This is a genomic window from Streptomyces sp. NPDC002044 (assembly GCF_040296725.1).
In the GTDB taxonomy this organism is placed as follows: Bacteria; Actinomycetota; Actinomycetes; order Streptomycetales; family Streptomycetaceae; genus Streptomyces; species Streptomyces antarcticus.
The window spans coordinates 55,133-70,765 of sequence record NZ_JBEOXU010000003.1 but is presented as its reverse complement, the minus strand read 5'-3'; the positions used below and the strand labels follow the sequence as shown (position 1 = coordinate 70,765).

Genomic DNA, 15,633 nt, shown 5'->3' with positions numbered 1-15,633 from the left:
GCTCAGGCGGAGCCCTCCGCCGGGGGGTCCTGCGCGGCGCCCGGCCCCTGGGGGGCGGTGGTGTCGGCGGTGTTGACGAGAATCCGGTCGATGCTCTCGGTCACCTCCGCGGGCGCCGGGCCGGTCCCGCCGACGGACTGGTTGGCCATCGGGGGGGACTTCGTGCGCAGTACGTCCAGCAGGACTTCGATCTGGTCCCGGTCGCCCCGGAGGACGGCCTGTGCCAGGTCGTCCACGACCGCGGCCACCGGGGACCAGTCGGCGAGGAGCCACCTCCGTCGGACGAGGGTCAGCAACTCGCGGGTCTCACGGACCTGTTCGGGGTCCGGCGCGCCCGGACGCGCGGTGTCGTGGGTCATGGTCCGAGGATAGGCGGACCGGCGCCCCGGCGTCCGCGGATCAGCGTCCGCAGGAGCAGCACGAGCCCGGTGAGACAAGCGGCCGCGAGGGCCGACAGGAGCGAGCGGGCCGGACTGACGGCGGCGTGGACCACCAGGCCCGCCCCGCTCTCCACGCACCAGCCCGCGGCGGCGGCCGTGGCGAGCACCGCCCACACCACCGGGGCCCCGTGCGCGGCGCGGCCGGCCGTGGGGCCGTCCCGTCCGGGGACGGCGGCCGCGAGCAGCAGCGCCAGGGCGGCCAGCAAGGTGATCAGCGCGGGCTCCAGCCGCTTCGGCAGCGGTACGTCGTACTCCATGGCCTGGATCGCCGCGAGCAGCATCACCAGGGCTCCCAGCAGGGCCGCGTTGCGGGTGGTGATCCGCTCGTGGAGGCCCGCCGCCGCCTCCGCGGCAAGCCGTACCTGTTCGGCGACGGCCGTCTCCACGGCCGCGGCGGCGTAGCGGCTGCGCTCCTCCACCGACGCGAGCCACGCCCCGAGGTCCTCGGCCCGCCGGCCGATCCGCTCGGCGGTGCCGAGATCGCCCGTCACCGGCGAGGCCGCGGGGTCGCCCGAAGCGGGCGACGGCAGGACGCCGGGCACGGCCGTGCGCAGGTTGTGGGCGACGGCCCCGGCGTCGCGCGCGTCCTGCGCGAGGCGGGTGCGCAGGGTGGCCAGGTCGAGCAGGTCGCCCGTCATGCCGATCAGACGGGTCCGCCCCGCCGGGATGAGGCCGGGCCCGGCAGGTGCCCGTACCAGGGCGAGGAGCGCGGCGATGTGCGCCTCGACGCGGCCGACGGTGGTCCGCGCACGGGCCGTCCGTACGTCCACCGCCGCCGCCAGCAGGTCGAGTCCGGCCGCGTGGAGGAGGTAGCGGCCCAGCGGAGCGAGCAGGGGACTCCCGTCGCTCCACGTCCACCGGTCGAGTTCGGCCTCCGCTCCGGCGGGCGCCACCACGGCGAGGCACCGCGCGGTGCGCGGACCGCCCCGCGCGGCTTCGGCGAACAGCAGGTCCGTGGGGGCGTGCGTCAGCGGGGGCAGTACGACGGCCCGGCCGTCCGGGAGCGCGCCCGGCGGCAGCGCGGCCGCCAGCGCCGCACGGACGTCCGGCTCCGCCGCGCCGGCCCCCAGACCGGGCGCGACCGCGGTGAGCACCACCGCGGTCCCGGGTCCCGGAGCGGCGACCGCCTGCCACGCCGCCATCAGGTCGGCCCACACCCCGTCGGGCGGTGAGAGAGCGGCGCTGAGGCAGAGCCGGTCCCGGTAGCGTCGCAGGACGGCCTGGTGGAGTCCCGGGGCACCGGGCGCTCCGTCGGCGATCCGCAGGACCGCGTCCCCGGACGGCCCGGCGGGCCCCGCCGGGTCGAACGGTGCGCCGCCGTCGCGGTCGCTGACCGGCCAGCGGGCCAGGGCGGAGGCCCACAGCGCGCGCATCCGATCCCGGCCGTCGGCGTCATCGGCGGTGAACACGTAACCGACGAGGCACCGCTGCTCCAGAACGGCCCCGGTCATCCCGTACCGCCGGCCGTACGGGTCCACACTTCGGCGAGGGGGCCGAGAGCGGGCCGGGCCGCGGCGAGGGCCGCGAGGTCCGCGGCCAGGGCGGCGGCGAGCTCCGGTTCGGCGGCCGCCACGGTGGCGGCCCCTTCGGCGGTCGGCAGGGCCCGCTCCACCTCCTCGGCGTCCGCGTCCTGCGCGACGAGCGTGGCCACGACGGAGAGGAGGAGCGCCGCGGCCTCGCAGGGCTCGTTCCCGTCCGCGGCGGCAGCGGCGGCGGCGACGAAGACCAGGCGCAGGGCGCGGGTCGGATCCTCATCGGTGAACAGGACCGTCCGGCACAGGTCCACCAGAGCCCGGGGGTCCCCGACGAGCCCGGCGACGAGGCGGAGCAGCCGCGTGCCGTCCTCATCGGCCGACAGGAGGACGACGGCCCAGGCCGAGGCCAGCGGCACGTCAGTCACCCACCATCCGGGCAGCTCTTCGAACAGCTCGTCGGCGACGTCCCGCAGGAAGGCACCGTCGTGTTCGGCCACCCGCAGCTGTTCGGCGGGCCCTGCCGCGCAGAAGGCCGTGACACGCTCGCGGACGGCCTCCGCTCCGGTCGCCTCCACCCCGTGCGTGCGGCCGAGCAGGCGGATGCCCCGCAGCGTCCGGAAGGTCATCGGCCCGATGTCGAGGTCGGTGGGACCGGCCAGCCCGAACAGCTCGTCCACGGCCTGGTCTCCCAGGTCGGTGAGCAGTTCCGGGTGGGCCACCAGGAACGAGTGGTGTGCCTCCAGGGACGGTTGCATGACCCAGCGGTCGAGGAGTTGCGCGTAGGAGACGGGGAGGGTGACCCACTCGGGCGGGGCCGACGCCGTGATGGTGTGCCAGAGCCCGTCGAAGTCCTCACGCAGTTCCTCCCTGAACAGGCGGATCACGCACCGCAGCACGTACTGGCGCCGGGGGGCGAGGTCCGGGGCCGACAGGGACAGGGCCAGCTGGCGCAGGGCGTCCACCGGCTCGGTCGGGTCGATGGCCTGGATCTCGGCGAAGAGGACGGCCCCGATGTGGTCGACGTCCCGGAGCCGCGCCACCACCGCGCCGGCCTCCTCCGCCCGGCCGGCTTCCCGCAGGATCTCGGCGAGTCCGGAGGCGACCGACATCGTGCGCTGGCTCAGGGCGTGGTCCTGCGGAGTGACCGCGGGGATCAGCAGTTCGAGCGCCTCGGTCAGCAGTTCGACCGCTTCGGCGTCGGGCCTGCGCGCGGCGCGGCGCTCCAGGGCGTCGGCCAGCTCGTAGGTGTACGCCCGGGGCAGCCGGGCGTGGGCTTGCCGCAGCTGGGCCAGCGCTTGGCTCTCCAGGAGTTCGGCCCGCTCGCCGGGGGAACGCCCCGGCGCGTCCGGCGCGCCCGGGGACGGCGGTGGTGTCGGCTTCGCGAGGCGGCGCAGCACCCGGGCCTGCTCCAGCCGGGTGTCGCAGAAGCCGCTCAGATAGGTGTCCGGGTCCCGCCGCGTGAGCGGTTCGAGCAGCGAGGCGGCCTCGTCGAGGTACGCCGCGGACCGCTCCAGGGCGCTGCTCAGCTCCTCGGGGGCCGTACCGTCCGGTGCGCTCGCCTCCGTCACCGAGGCCGTGGAACGCAGCAGTCGTACGAGCCCGAGCAGGCCGAACTCGGGTGTGTGCGCGAACCGTTCCCGTGCGACGGCGAGCGCCGGCTCGACCTGGCCGACGGCACGTGCCTCCCGGTCGGTGATCACGGCCGCCTCCAGGTACTGGGACACCCCGCGCAGCCAGTCGGCCGCGTACCGGTCCCGGTCCGTGGCGAAGAGTCCGTCCAGGACGCCCATGGCTTCGGCGGCGTGGCCGTACGCCTCCTCGCGGATTTCTTCCTGCCACGCGTACGGGCCGTCCTGGTCCCCTTCCACCTGGGGGGCGGTCGCCCCGGCCAGGTTGAACAGGGCCGCGGCCAGCCGGGTGGCCGCCTCGGGCCCGGAGGCGGCGAGCGGCCGGAGCCGGCCGACCGCCGAGGCCGCGTACATGTACGCGCTCGTGAAGGACCGGTCCGCCGCGAGGGCCACGGCCAGCTGGGTCTCGGCCGTGGCGATGGCCACGGTGTGCGGTCCGGACGTGCCGTCGTCGAACGCCGTCAGCAGATCCAGGGCCTCGCTGCCGCTGGCGACCGCCTCCCGGCTCCTGCCCCGCGCGATCTGGATCGCGCACAGGTTGCACAGCGCGTTGCCGAGGAGGTGGCGGACCCTCTGCGGGGCCACCTCGAAGGCGTCCCGCAAGGACGCGACGCCGAGTTCCGCCGCCCGCTCCGCCTGGTCCTGCCGGCCGAGGGCGTCGAGTATGACCCCGGCCGTGTCCAGCAGTCCCGCCAGGTCGGGCCCCGGCTCCAGGCTCTCCGGCGAGCGATCCGCGGCTGCCGGGGCCGCTCCCGCGGGCTCGGACCCGGGCTCGGGCTCGGGCGACAGTACGGTCTCCAGACCCACCAGCACCAGGAACTCGTCCAGCGCGGCGAGAGCCTCCCGGGGCCGGCCCGCGCGGTGTTCCAGCCCGGCCTTCGCGATGAGGGCGTGGGGCCGCAGTTCGCGGGCCGACGGCCGGCGGGTCACTTCCAGGGCACGCACCGCGGCGGCGCGCGCCGCCGCGAAGTCCGGCACGAACTCGGACTCGCCGATCAGGGCTTTGGCCAGGGCGCGGACGCTCTGCGGGAGACCGAAGTCCTCGTTCACGAGGAACTCGTACTGCTCCCGCGCCTCGGTCGCCAGGGTGCCCGCGGATTCCCGGTCACCGGCGAGGAGGTGGGCCTCGCAGGCCAGCTCCAGACTCTCCGCCAGTTTCCACCGGTCCTCGGGTCCGTCCTCGGCGAGCCGGCGCAGCACCGTGAGCGCCGTGCCGAGCGCGGGCAGCGCCTGTCGGGCGTAGCCGTGGTTGACGAAGTGCTGTGCCACGGTGTGCGCGCTCGCCGCCAGCGCCCTGTGGTCCTCGGTGGCCTCGGCCAGCCGGGCCATGCCCTCGACGCCCTCGTTGCCCGCGGCGGACGCGTGGGCCCCGTGGTAGAGCCACAGGTACCGCGCGTCCGTGAGCGGCATTCCGGTGTCGGCCCACGCGCGCAGCGCCGTCAGCAGGGCGTCGGCGACCTGGAGCGCGGCCGCGTCGAAGGGGGCGGCCGGAACCGGGGTGAACCGGGGCCGCAGGACGTCCGCGATGCTTTGGTGGGCGATCCGGTACGTGGCCGGCCCGGGGACGCCGTCCCCCGCGCCGAGGACGTCCTGGACGACGTACCGCCCCAGCTCCGACAGCACCCAGTGGACGTCCTCACCGGTGTACCGGGCGTCCGCGTCCAGCAGGCCTTCGCCCCGGGCGAGGGCGGAGGCGACGATCAGCCATTCCGTCTCGGGGAAGCCGGAGCCCAGGCCCCAGGTGAGGGCGGTCAGGAGGATCCGCGCGTGATCGGGGGCCCGGTCGGCGCGTTCGGCCCGCAGGGGCGCCGGCACCCCTTCGATGTCCCGCACGACCGCTTCCGCGACGCTGCCGCCGAGCCGGGACGGCCAGTCCGGACCGCTCGTGTCCACCGGGCGGGAGACGAGCAGGTCCGTGAGGATTCGTGCGAGCAGGAAGGCCCCCGAGCCGTCGGCCCGGGCCGCGGCGAGGATGTGGTCCGCGACCAGGCCCGCTTTGTCCGCGCCGAGAACGGTGCCCCCCGTGGGGGACGCGGCCGTCTCCCCGGGGGCCGTCCGCTCCGGCCCGGACCCGCCGGTCAGCCGGCGTGCCACATAGCCGCGCACGGCCTCGGCGCCGCTCGCCAGGCACTCGGGCGCGGCCAGGTCGAGGTCGGCGCCCTGGTCCCCGCACAGCCGGGTCAGCAGGCTCTGCCCCTCGTGATCGTCGTCGGGGAGGTCGCGGGTCGCCACGAGCACGAGCGCGGCCTCGCCCAGGGGTACGGCGAGCCGCTCGACGATGTCGAAGGCGTGGCGCCGCCGCCGGCCGTTGCCGCGGGCCTGGAAGGCGCGGGTCTCGTCCAGTCCGTCGAAGACGATCACCACCGGGGCCGTCGGACGCGCGGCCTCGCGCACGGCCGCGACCAGTTGCTCACTGGTGCGCCGCGCGCCGCCGTCCCGGGCCAGGAGGGTGCCGGAACCGATGAGCTGCCCGTCGATCAGCGCGGCCAGGTCGTCGGCGGACCGCCCGCGCGCGTGGACGTGGGCCCGGACGGAGCCGAGCCCGGGGTCCGCGTGCTCCAATGGCTCCCCCGAGCCGAGGAGCCTGCCCCGCCGGTCCGGATCCGACAGGGTCACGACCCTGCCGATCACGGCCGACTTGCCGCTCCCCGGAGGCCCGGTGAGGACCCACACCCCGGGAGCGGCCCCGGACATCCGGCCGACGATCCGGCCGACCTCCGGCGCGCGCCCGCTGAACAGGCTCGGACCGGTGACGTCCCCCGAGCCGTGGGCCGCCTCCAGCAGGTGCTGGACGACCTGGGGGCCGGTGCCGGGCTGGTAGTGGGGATTGCGGAACATGCCGTACGGCCGGCCGTCGACGGTCAGTCTCTCACCGGGGCCCGCGAATCCGGGGCGGTTGCGCATCTGCGGCCGCTGCGGATTGACGCGGAACTCCAGCAGTTGCGGAGAGGCCGGGCCGACCCGTTCCCGCCACCGGTCGAGGAGCTCCTGTGCCACGGCCTCGGGGGTGACCAGGGGCTGACCGGCCGTCCACGCCCGCAGGTTGCTGCTGCCCGTGCGGGGACCGTGGGCCAGGACCTGCGTCAGATGGTGGGGGAGAAGCCCGTCGGCGGCGTCCTGACCCTCGACGGTCGCCGTCAGCATGCCGATCCACAGGAAGTCACCGGAGCCCTCGGCCCGCCGGACCGCGTTCGCGACGGCGTCGGCCACGGCGAGGGAGGTGCCGGCGGAAGCGGCCGAGCAGCAGTCGACCACCAGCAGCAACTGGCGGGCCCCGGAGGCGGCCGCCCACGTCACCAGGTCCTCGGCGGCCACGGCCGGCGACCACGGCACGTCGTCCCGCACGCGGGTGTCGCGGACGGCAAGCATCAGCCGGCCGTCGTCCCGCCCCGGTTCCCCGTGCCCGCTCCACACCACCAGCAGGTCGGTCAGCCGGGGCGGCGCCGAGCCCTCACCGGCCGGCAGGACGGCTCCGGCGACGAGTTCCTCCACCCGGCCGGCGGTGGGGTCGACGACGATCCGCGAGGAGTAGGCGCGGGCGTACCCGGGAACCGCAGCCGCCAGGACTTCGTCGAGCCGGACGACGCCCCCGGCCGGGCTGGGGAGGTCGTCCAGCCGGTCGCTGGCGTAACGGGAGGCGCCGACACCGACGTAGTGGAAGCCACCGGCGGGCCGCGCCCCGGGGCCGCTCGTCCGCCCGTCGCCCGGCTCCGCCGCCGTGCTGTGTTCCTCGTACGTCAAAACGATCTCCTCCGGTTCGCCGTCCGCTGCGACGCTGTCACCAAGGCCGTCCTTCCATAGGCCACTTGAAGCATCCGTGACCGTCGCGCCGCCCGGTCCGTCCCTACCCGCGGGCTGCCCGCCGGACGCGTCGGCGGTCGGGGGGAGCTGCGCGCCGGCGAGGTCCGGCGAGGTCCGGCCGTGAGGTGCGCGGTGATGTGCCACGGGATGACTGGTTCCCGTCATTTGTCCGCTGTGGGCAGCCCGGGGAATCCGTGCCCGCTGCACGGGTCCCACGTGCCCTTCCCTGCGCCGACGGGGGGCGTCGTACCGGTAAACCCCTCCTCATAAACAGACGAAGAATGACTGGATCGCGGTGGCAAAGTCATGGTGACTATTCGCGCGCTGCTACAGTTTTCTTCCCGTACATCTTTCGGCTCCCGACTCGGGTGCCGCTCGGGGTGATACGGAAGGTGGCGAAAGGGGGCCGTGTTTCTGGGAGTGGGCCGGCTTTCGTGTGCCGTGTGGCACTTTCATCGCCGGGAAACGGCTCCCGCATTCGACTTCTCCGCAAGCGCGATAGGTGGGACCGGGGAGTCGGCGCACCCGCCGACGCAGGGTCACGGCGCGCTCATCCCCCCTCCACCAGGCCCTCACGGGAGGTGTCCTTGTCCGTTCAGCACACTCGTTCGATGCTCGCGCGCGGCCTGAGCGTTCTGCGCTGCTTCCGGCCGGGTGAACCAGAACTTCAGTTGTCTGAAATAGCGCGCAGAGCCGATATGCCCAAGGCGACCGCTCACCGGATCATCTCGGAACTAGTCGAGGAGGGAATGCTGGAGCGGGGCGAGCGGGGATTGAGGCTGGGCGTCGCTCTTTTCACGCTGGGCGCCCGCGTTCCCCGGCAGCTCACGCTGCGCAGTCTGGCTTTTCCCTATGCCGAACAACTTCATCACGTCACTCGTGGGAGCGCTTTCATTTTCATTTCCGACGCGTCCGGCCCGGACGCGGCGCTGGTGGACGCGGTACGCCGCGCCCCCGGCGCGGGCACCGAACTCGGAGTGGAGGACGAGGCCCGGGCGTCGGTGCAGGCCGCGACCCGGATCTTCCAGGCGTTCGCGGCCGGCCCCCTGCCCTTCCCGGCCGCGTGGGAGGAGGCGGAAGGGGAAGCCGGACGGGTGCGGCACCAGGGGTTCGTGGCCGTGCGCGGGGCGACCGGCGCCGTCGGCATCGCGGCTCCCGTGCTCACGGCGTCGAGCACGGCGGTGGGCGCCCTGGCCGTCACCGGTCCGCAGGGGCGGCTCCAGCTGGTCGGGGCGGTCTCGCACCTGAGGGCGGCGTGCGCCGCCGTCTCCCGCGCGCTCCAACGCACCCCCGAGATGGCACCGGCCCGCTGAGCCGAGTCCTGTCGTACCCGTGCGGGCCCCCTCGTCGCACGGGTGCGACAGGCCGTACCGGACCGCCGCCCCGGTGGTCCGCCCGTGCCGTCACGGACGCCCTGCCCGGGCACCGGGCGGCCCACGTCAGACCCGCCGGGCCGTGATCAGCGCCGGCGACAGCCTGGCCGCCAGGAACTCCGTCCGGGCCGCTTCCAGGGTGGCGCGGATGAGATCGGCCGACGCCGCCCCGTAGATGCCGGCCACGCTGCCGCGGAACACGCGCAGGACCTTCAGACGGTCCGTGAGCAGCGCCACCGCCCACCGCGTCAGGTCACCGCGGACCACGTCCGCGAAGCCCGCGCGTTCCAGGTCCCGCAGCCGCTCCCCGAGCGGGGTCGTGAAGAACACCCCGCGCGGATGAGTGACGCGGAACGCCTCCGAGGGCTCCCCGTCACCGGGCGTCAGACTCACCTCCTCGGTCAGGACGAGCAGGCCGCCGGGACGCAGCAGCCGCCCGGCCTCGCGCAGCACCTCGCCGGACGCGGGGAAGTGCGGCATCGACCCCGTGACCCACACCACGTCCAGCGAGGCGCCGGGAAGGGGGACCGCGGTGGCGGACGCGCAGATGTCGGTCATCCCGGCGCGCCCCTGACCGCGGTTGATGCTGCGGCTGACCGCGCAGTGCTCGGGCACGAGGTCCACGCCGTGGGCGCGCCGTACGGACAGCCCGCCCGCGGTGATCCTGTCCACCGTGTACCGGAGCGCTCCGCCGAAACCGCTGCCCAGCTCGCACACCTCCAACGGCCCCCCGCCGTGGGCGAGGACGGCTTCGGCGACCAGGTCGCAGCCCTGCGGCCCGAAATGGCCCATCTGGTCCAGGCCCAGCAGTCCGGCGGGACCCTCCTCGCCGCTGAATCCGACGATGGAGCGTTCGGTGCGCTCCCAGTCGTGCAGCGCGGGGAACAGCTCCCGGTGGTAGCGGGACTGGACCCCTCGCTGTCCGCCCGGTGAGCAGGCTCCGGTCCTCGCCCCCGGTGCGGGACCGGGCCCCGGCCCGGTGTCGTGGTCCGCGGTGTGCGGTCCGGTGTCCGGCATCGTGATGCTCCTCGGTGGGTCCGTACGGCGGTCCTCGCGCGGGGCGGGGCGCGGGGAGACGTTCAAGCGCGGCGGCGGGAGACGCCTACCGCGGCTGCGGGGGCCGGAACTCGGCCGGTACGGCCCCGCACACGGAGTCCAGGATCGCGAGGGCCTCCTCGGCCTCGTCGTCCGAGGCGACCAGCGGCGGCAGCAGCCGGAGCACCTCCGGACGGCCCAGGCACGGCGAGACCACCAGCCCCTTGCGGCCTAGTTCCATCAGGACGTCCCCGGCCGCCGCGGGAGTGGCGAACTCCACGCCCCACAGCAGCCCCCGGCCCCGTACCCGCGTCACCAGCCCGGGATGCCGGCCGGCGATCCGGTCCAAGCCGTCGGCGAGCAGCCGCTCCAGCACGGCTCCGCGCGGGGCGAGTTCCTCCACGGCCGTGAGGGCCGTGAGAGCGGCGGCTGCCCCGAGCGGATGGCCGGAGAAGGTCGTGGTGTGGGCGAACGGGTCGGCCGACAGGGGGGCGTACAGCTCCGGAGTGGCCAGCACGGCGGACAGCGGCTGCACTCCGCCGCCGAGCGCCTTGCCGAGGAGCACCGCGTCGGGCCGCATCCCGGCGTCGGTGCTGACCAGCCGCGGCCCGCACCGGCGCAGCCCCGTCTGGATCTCATCGGCGATCACGAAGGCGCCGTGCGCGTGCGCGGCGTCGGCGAGCGCCCGCAGGAACGCGGGCTCCAACGGCCTTACCCCGCCCTCCCCTTGGACCGGCTCGACGATGACCGCCGCCACCCCGCCCGCCGCGAAGGCCGCGGGTATCGCCGCCGGATCGGTCGCGATGTGGGTCACACCGCCCAGCAGGGGTTCCAGGGCGCGCCGGTAGCGCGTGTTCCAGGTCGCCGCGAGCGCCCCGAGGGACTTGCCGTGGTAGGCGCCCTCGACCGCGACCACGCGGGTGCGGCCCGTGGCGAGACGGGCCAGTTTGAGGGCCGCCTCGACCGCGTCGCAGCCGTTGAGCCCCAGCCACACCTTGGTCAGCCGTCCCGGATCGCCCCACGCCGCCAGCCGCCGGGCCAGTTCGGCGGTCGTACGGTTGGCCAGGACCCGGGTCGACACCGGCATCGCGTCCAGCTCGCGGCGCACGGCGGCCAGGACGGCCGGGTGGCGCTGCCCGAGCAGGGTCACGGCGTAGCTCCCGAAGTCCAGGGCGGTGCGGCCGTCGGAGAGCAACAGGCGGGCACCTTCGCCGCGCATCTCGATCGCCCCGGAGCCGTTCATCCCGTACACCAGGGCGAGTTGAGGGGACTGGTGGCTGCGCGTCGCCTCGAGCGCGCCCCGGGCGGCCCCGTGTCCGTCGCTCGCGGTCATCGGTTCCGTCCTCTCCTCGCCCGGCCCCGACGATCCGGCGCGGGCGTGATGGGAATCCGTCCAGGGACGGTTCTATCGCTCCGCTCCGCCGCTGAGAAGTCGCGTTCCGGCTGCCGGAACGTTCATTGCCGGGACCGTCGGCCCCTGAAAGGCTGGGGCCGTCGCGGGAGTTCCACATCACGACGTCGCGACATCCCGACGCCCCGCCGGCAGCCGCATCGGAAAGGTGCACCGAACTCGATGGAGACCACTTCGGCACGTGCCGACGCATTTCCCGGACCGGGAATACTGGAAAACCGCCTGGACGCCTTTCTGGACGAACGCGGAATCACCTGGGACGCGGTGCGGCGCGAGGCCGACCAGGGAATGGGAAGTCCCGCGCTCGCGGTCGCCGCCGGATCCGTGCTGGCCGGGTTCGGCAACCATCGCAGCGACCTCGACCTCTTCGTCCTGGTGGAGAACGACCGGCTCACCCGCTTCCCCGTCCAGTCGCACGAACACGGCACGCTGATCGACGTCAACATCCGCCGGGCGAGCGCCGTCCGGGACACCACGGCCGCCCTGCGGACCGAGCCCTGGCCCCGGTTCGCCTCGGTGGGAGAGTCCGGCTGGAACCACCGGCGGCGCGCTCTCAACACCGCGAACCGGCTCGCCCTCGGGCTGCCGCTCGTCGCCGCGCCGCCCTGGGACGACTGGCACGCGGCCCTGCGCGGCCCCTGGCTCGCCGAGGTGGTGGAACAGTGGTGGACGGTGGAGGCGCACCGGCTCGCCCAGGCCGCCCGCTGGCTGTGCGGCGCCAAGCCCATGGCGGCGGCGGCCCGCGCGCGGGAAGCGGTGGTCGCCGCGCTCAACGCGCGGGCGGCGGCCGGCGGGCAGGCGTACTTCCCCGCCAAGTGGGTGGGGGAGAAGCTCAAGGCCCTCGACGACGCCGAGGGCCTGGCCGTCCTCGGCGACGCGCTGGCCCCGCCCCTCGACCCCCGGGAGAGGGTCCCGCACTGCCTCGGCCTCGTCGACCGCCTGGCCGGCGAAGCCGCCCCCCTCCACGCGGTGCTGCGCTGGTCCACCGGCGTCGCGACGACCGTCCTGGACGACCGTACGGTCGTGGACCGATGGCAGTTGCGCGCGCTGGAGGTCCTCCGGTCGGACCTGCCGCACGAGGACGGCGACGCGGTCCTCTGGTCCGGCCCCGCCGGCTCCGCGCTCCCCGCCGAGCTGCTGACCCTGTTCGCGGGCGACATGGTGTGGCTGGGAATGGCCCACCCCGGCCCGGAGGTGCCCGCGTGACGCGCCCCGGCACCGCCGTCCCGGCCGGCCCGGCGCCGGGCGAGGCCGTCCCGACCGACCTGCGCCGGCTCCTCGCGTTCCGGGCGCACGGCGCCGCCCGGCTGCTCCTCGGCTGCCGGGCCCGGCTGGAGGACATCGAGGGCGCCACCGCCGCGGGCCAGACCGAGGTCGCCGTACTCATGGCCTACGAACTCGTACAGCTCTCGCTGTCCGTACGGGGGCTGCGCACCGAGGGCGAGCTGAGCTACGGGCGCGACGAGGCCGCCTCGGACCCCTTCGCCGGAGTCCCGGCCGACGAGGTCGAGGCGGGGCTGCTGCTCGCCGCGCGGGGCCGGGAAGCCGCCACCGGCGACCCCGGGCGGGGCGAGGAATGGCTGGAGCGGCTGCGGGACCACCTGCGCGACACCGAGGCCCTGCTCGGATACCGCGAGCCGCTGCCCGACGTGCGGTCCGGCAGCGGGCTCATGAAGGGCTTCAAGCTGGCCCGTACCTGGCAGCCCCACCTCCAGCGCCTCGGCCTCCCCGGCCTCCTGCCGGAAGCGTGGACGCGCCGTGTCGACTGATCCGTTCCCCGCGACCGCCCCGGACGGGGCGCCGCCGCCGCTGGCGATGCGCGGCGTCGGCAAGCGGTACGGCTCCGTGACGGCCCTGGACGACGTCAGCCTGCACATCGCCGAAGGTGAGGTCGTCGGCCTGCTCGGACACAACGGCGCGGGCAAGACGACGCTGATGTCCCTGGTGGCGGGGCTGCTGCGGCCCGACGCGGGGGAGATCGAGGTGCTGGGCGTCTCCACGGCCCGCGAACCCCGCCGGGCCCGGCTGCGGCTCGGCCTCGCCCCCCAGGAGCTCGGCGTGTACCCGCCGCTGACCGTGCGGCAGAACCTCCGTTTTTTCGCGGAACTCGCCGGGCTGCGCCGCCGGGAGGCCGACCGGCGCATCGAGGAGGCCGCCGAACCACTGGGCCTCGCGGGCCTGCTCGAACGCCGCGTCGGGCGGCTCTCCGGGGGCGAACAGCGGCGCGTGCACACCGCGATGGCCCTGCTGCACCGGCCCAGGCTCCTCCTGCTCGACGAGCCGACGGCCGGAGTGGACGTGGAGACCCGGGCCCGGCTCCTCGCCCACGTCCGCGAGCTGGCCGCCGCCGGTACCGCCGTCTGCTACTCCACGCACTACCTCGGCGAGGTCGAGGACCTGCACGCGAGCGTGGCCGTACTCGACCACGGCCGCCTGGTGGCCCGCGGAACCATCGCCGACCTGGTCCGGGAGCACGGTGACGGGGCGGTGGAACTGACCTTCTCCGGCGCCCCGCCGCCCCTGCGCGTTCCCTGGCCGGTGACCCGCGCCGGTGAAACGCTGCGCGTGCACGCCCGGGAGCCGCACCTCGCGGCCCCCGAGGTGCTCGCGGCGCTCGGCGACGCGCTCACCCGGTTGGTCAACCTGCGGGTGCTACGGCCCAGCCTGGAGACCGTCTTCCTGGCCCTGACGGGGCAGCGGCCCCAGGCCCCCGGGGAACCCGGCGCACCCGCCGCACTCGGCGAAACCGCCGCGGCCGATGCGACGGGTGTGCCCGGTGCGACCGGTGCGGCTGGTGCGACCGAGCCCCCGGCCGGCCGGACCGTGGAGGCGGGGCGCCATGGGTGACGGGTCGCCGGGCCGGATCGCCGCACTGGTCCGGCAGGACGTACGCCTCCTCGCGCGCGACCCCGCGCCGCTCGTCGTCCGCACGGTCATGCCCCTGCTGATCATGGGCTTCATGCAGCCGCTGTTCCGCGCGGCGCTGCGGGCCGGCGACGTCAAGGACGCCACCGGAGCCGAACAGGGCGTGCCCGGCATGGCGGTGATGTTCCTCTTCTTCCTCGTCACCGTCATGGGCTTCGCGATGTTCCGGGAACACGGCTGGAACACCTGGGACCGGCTCCGGGCGGGACCCGCGAGACCGTTCGAGCTGGTCGCGGGACGGATCGTCGTGCCCCTGGCGGTCGCGGTCGCGCAACTGGCCGTGGTCTTCACGGCGGGCGGCCTGCTGTTCGGACTGCGGGTACGGGGCCCCTGGACCGCGCTCGTCGTGGTGGGGGTGCCCCTCGCGCTGTGCGTGGTCCTGGCCGGCATGGCGCTGGTCGCGCTCTGCCGCACGATCGCGCAGCTCAGCGTCTTCGCCAACCTCCTCGCGCTGCTCTTCGCCGGCCTCGGCGGCGCGCTGACCCCGCTGTCCGCACTGCCGGACTGGGCGCGCCCGCTCGCCCCGGGCGTGCCCAGCTACTGGGCGATGCGCGGCTTCTCCACCGTCATCCTCGACGGCGGCGGCGTGCGAGCCGTGCTGCTCCCGGCCGGCGTGCTGTGCGCGTTCGCGGCCGGCCTGACCGTCGTGACCCTGCTCTTCTTCCGGGTCCACCACCGCAAGCTCTCGTGGTCGTGAGGCCGTGCCGCCGAAGCCCCCACCCCGCGACGTTCCTGGAGGAACGCCATGCCCGCCGTCGTGGTCTTCGACTGCTTCGACACCGTCGTCCTGTCCCGTCCGCTCCCGGGCGCGGACCACTTCACCGCCTGCCTCGCCGACGTGCTCGCCCTGGACCCGCGGCGGGCGGGAGCGGTCGTGCGGACGGTCTTCGACGCCCTCCTCACGGCGATGACCGACCCCTCCGCGCCCCAGCCGCCGACCCTCGGCCTGCTGGACACGGCCCTGCGGGAACGGGGCGAACCGCGGGGGACCGCCGATCTGGAGGAGGCGCTGTGGCGGGCCCTCGGCTGCGCCGATCCCGGCCAGTACACCCTGTGCGCGCCGATGGCGGACGCGATGTCCCGCGCCGCCGCGGCCGGCCACACCGTCCGCCTCCTGTCCAACTGCTACCTCCCCGGCCCCCTCATGCGAAGGCTCCTGTACGGGCTGAAGGTGCCCGAGGTGTACGACCGGGCCCTGTTCACGGCGGACGGGGGTCCGAAAAAGCCGGACCCCCGCGCATTCCGGCTCATCGGAGCGGGCGGGTTCGACCGGCGCGTGATGGTCGGGGATTCCGCGGAACTCGACATCGAGCCGGCCCGCGCACTCGGCTGGGACACGGTCCACGTGAATCCCGCGCACCCGGATCCGACTCGGCTCCTGGCCCTCCTGGAACTCTGAGAAACGATTCGTCAGGCGCCACGGAGAATTCCCCCCGATTCGTGTTCCGCACAAAGAAACACTTGCTGATAAGACCGCCGTCGTCTGATTGTGTTCATCCCGTACCGATCGACGATCCGTACGGAACCGAACCCCGAGGGGAGAGG

At 74.9% G+C, this 15,633-nt stretch carries 11 protein-coding genes and 1 pseudogene; 7 read left to right on the top strand and 5 right to left on the bottom strand.

Going from position 1 to position 15,633, the window contains the following annotated elements:
- Positions 1–2 precede the first annotated feature (2 nt).
- Genes ABT106_RS01660 through ABT106_RS01650 form a run of 3 tightly spaced genes read right to left on the bottom strand, consistent with a single transcriptional unit; the run spans position 3 to position 7,284 of the window.
- Positions 3–359 (bottom strand): hypothetical protein, encoded by a 357-nt coding sequence (locus ABT106_RS01660; protein WP_351270709.1) that lies wholly within the window; start codon positions 357–359, stop codon positions 3–5.
- Positions 356–1,891 carry a CATRA conflict system CASPASE/TPR repeat-associated protein gene (locus ABT106_RS01655; protein WP_351270706.1) on the bottom strand — a complete coding sequence of 512 codons (1,536 nt, stop codon included), beginning with the start codon at positions 1,889–1,891 and terminating at the stop codon, positions 356–358. Before ABT106_RS01655 ends, ABT106_RS01660 begins: the two co-directional genes overlap by 4 nt.
- Entirely contained in the window at positions 1,888–7,284 is a 5,397-nt protein-coding gene (locus ABT106_RS01650; RefSeq protein ID WP_351270704.1) for an ATP-binding protein, read from the bottom strand. The genes ABT106_RS01655 and ABT106_RS01650 overlap by 4 nt, the downstream gene beginning before the upstream one ends.
- 341 nt (positions 7,285–7,625) lie before the next feature.
- On the opposite strand from ABT106_RS01650, the pseudogene ABT106_RS01645 reads away from it, so the two are divergent.
- Positions 7,626–8,093, top strand: a pseudogene (locus ABT106_RS01645) (helix-turn-helix domain-containing protein); the annotation flags it as partial.
- Positions 8,094–8,276: 183 nt separating this feature from the next.
- Positions 8,277–8,657, top strand: a complete 381-nt coding sequence (locus ABT106_RS01640; protein WP_351270786.1) for an IclR family transcriptional regulator — start codon at positions 8,277–8,279, stop codon at positions 8,655–8,657.
- Between the two features lie 126 nt (positions 8,658–8,783).
- On the opposite strand, the gene ABT106_RS01635 is transcribed toward ABT106_RS01640, so the two are convergent.
- Positions 8,784–9,734: a class I SAM-dependent methyltransferase gene (locus tag ABT106_RS01635; protein ID WP_351270701.1), complete on the bottom strand. Its 951-nt coding sequence runs from the start codon at positions 9,732–9,734 to the stop codon at positions 8,784–8,786.
- An 85-nt stretch (positions 9,735–9,819) separates the two neighbouring features.
- Positions 9,820–11,085 (bottom strand): aspartate aminotransferase family protein, encoded by a 1,266-nt coding sequence (locus tag ABT106_RS01630; RefSeq protein ID WP_351270698.1) that lies wholly within the window; start codon positions 11,083–11,085, stop codon positions 9,820–9,822.
- A gap of 240 nt (positions 11,086–11,325) precedes the next feature.
- Between ABT106_RS01630 and ABT106_RS01625 the strand changes: the two genes are divergently transcribed.
- From ABT106_RS01625 to ABT106_RS01605, 5 genes are read left to right on the top strand one after another with little or no spacing between them, the layout of a single operon-like run.
- Entirely contained in the window at positions 11,326–12,369 is a 1,044-nt protein-coding gene (locus ABT106_RS01625) for a hypothetical protein (RefSeq protein WP_351270695.1), read from the top strand.
- Positions 12,366–12,932, top strand: a complete 567-nt coding sequence (locus tag ABT106_RS01620) for a hypothetical protein (protein WP_351270692.1) — start codon at positions 12,366–12,368, stop codon at positions 12,930–12,932. The genes ABT106_RS01625 and ABT106_RS01620 overlap by 4 nt, the downstream gene beginning before the upstream one ends.
- Entirely contained in the window at positions 12,922–14,010 is a 1,089-nt protein-coding gene (locus ABT106_RS01615; RefSeq protein WP_351270690.1) for an ABC transporter ATP-binding protein, read from the top strand. Before ABT106_RS01620 ends, ABT106_RS01615 begins: the two co-directional genes overlap by 11 nt.
- Entirely contained in the window at positions 14,003–14,785 is a 783-nt protein-coding gene (locus tag ABT106_RS01610) for an ABC transporter permease (protein WP_351270688.1), read from the top strand. The genes ABT106_RS01615 and ABT106_RS01610 overlap by 8 nt, the downstream gene beginning before the upstream one ends.
- Before the next feature lie 48 nt (positions 14,786–14,833).
- On the top strand, positions 14,834–15,487 hold the full coding sequence (locus tag ABT106_RS01605) for an HAD family hydrolase (RefSeq protein ID WP_351270686.1): 654 nt from the start codon (positions 14,834–14,836) through the stop codon (positions 15,485–15,487).
- Positions 15,488–15,633 lie beyond the last annotated feature (146 nt).

Excerpts from the sequence above, each read along its gene's own strand:
- ABT106_RS01660 (WP_351270709.1), bottom strand. The coding sequence starts at position 359 with ATGACCCACGACACCGCGCGTCCGGGCGCGCCGGACCCCGAACAGGTC.
- ABT106_RS01655 (WP_351270706.1), bottom strand. The coding sequence starts at position 1,891 with ATGACCGGGGCCGTTCTGGAGCAGCGGTGCCTCGTCGGTTACGTGTTC.
- ABT106_RS01635 (WP_351270701.1), bottom strand. The coding sequence starts at position 9,734 with ATGCCGGACACCGGACCGCACACCGCGGACCACGACACCGGGCCGGGG.
- ABT106_RS01630 (WP_351270698.1), bottom strand. The coding sequence starts at position 11,085 with ATGACCGCGAGCGACGGACACGGGGCCGCCCGGGGCGCGCTCGAGGCG.
- ABT106_RS01625 (WP_351270695.1), top strand. The coding sequence starts at position 11,326 with ATGGAGACCACTTCGGCACGTGCCGACGCATTTCCCGGACCGGGAATA.
- ABT106_RS01610 (WP_351270688.1), top strand. The coding sequence starts at position 14,003 with ATGGGTGACGGGTCGCCGGGCCGGATCGCCGCACTGGTCCGGCAGGAC.
- ABT106_RS01605 (WP_351270686.1), top strand. The coding sequence starts at position 14,834 with ATGCCCGCCGTCGTGGTCTTCGACTGCTTCGACACCGTCGTCCTGTCC.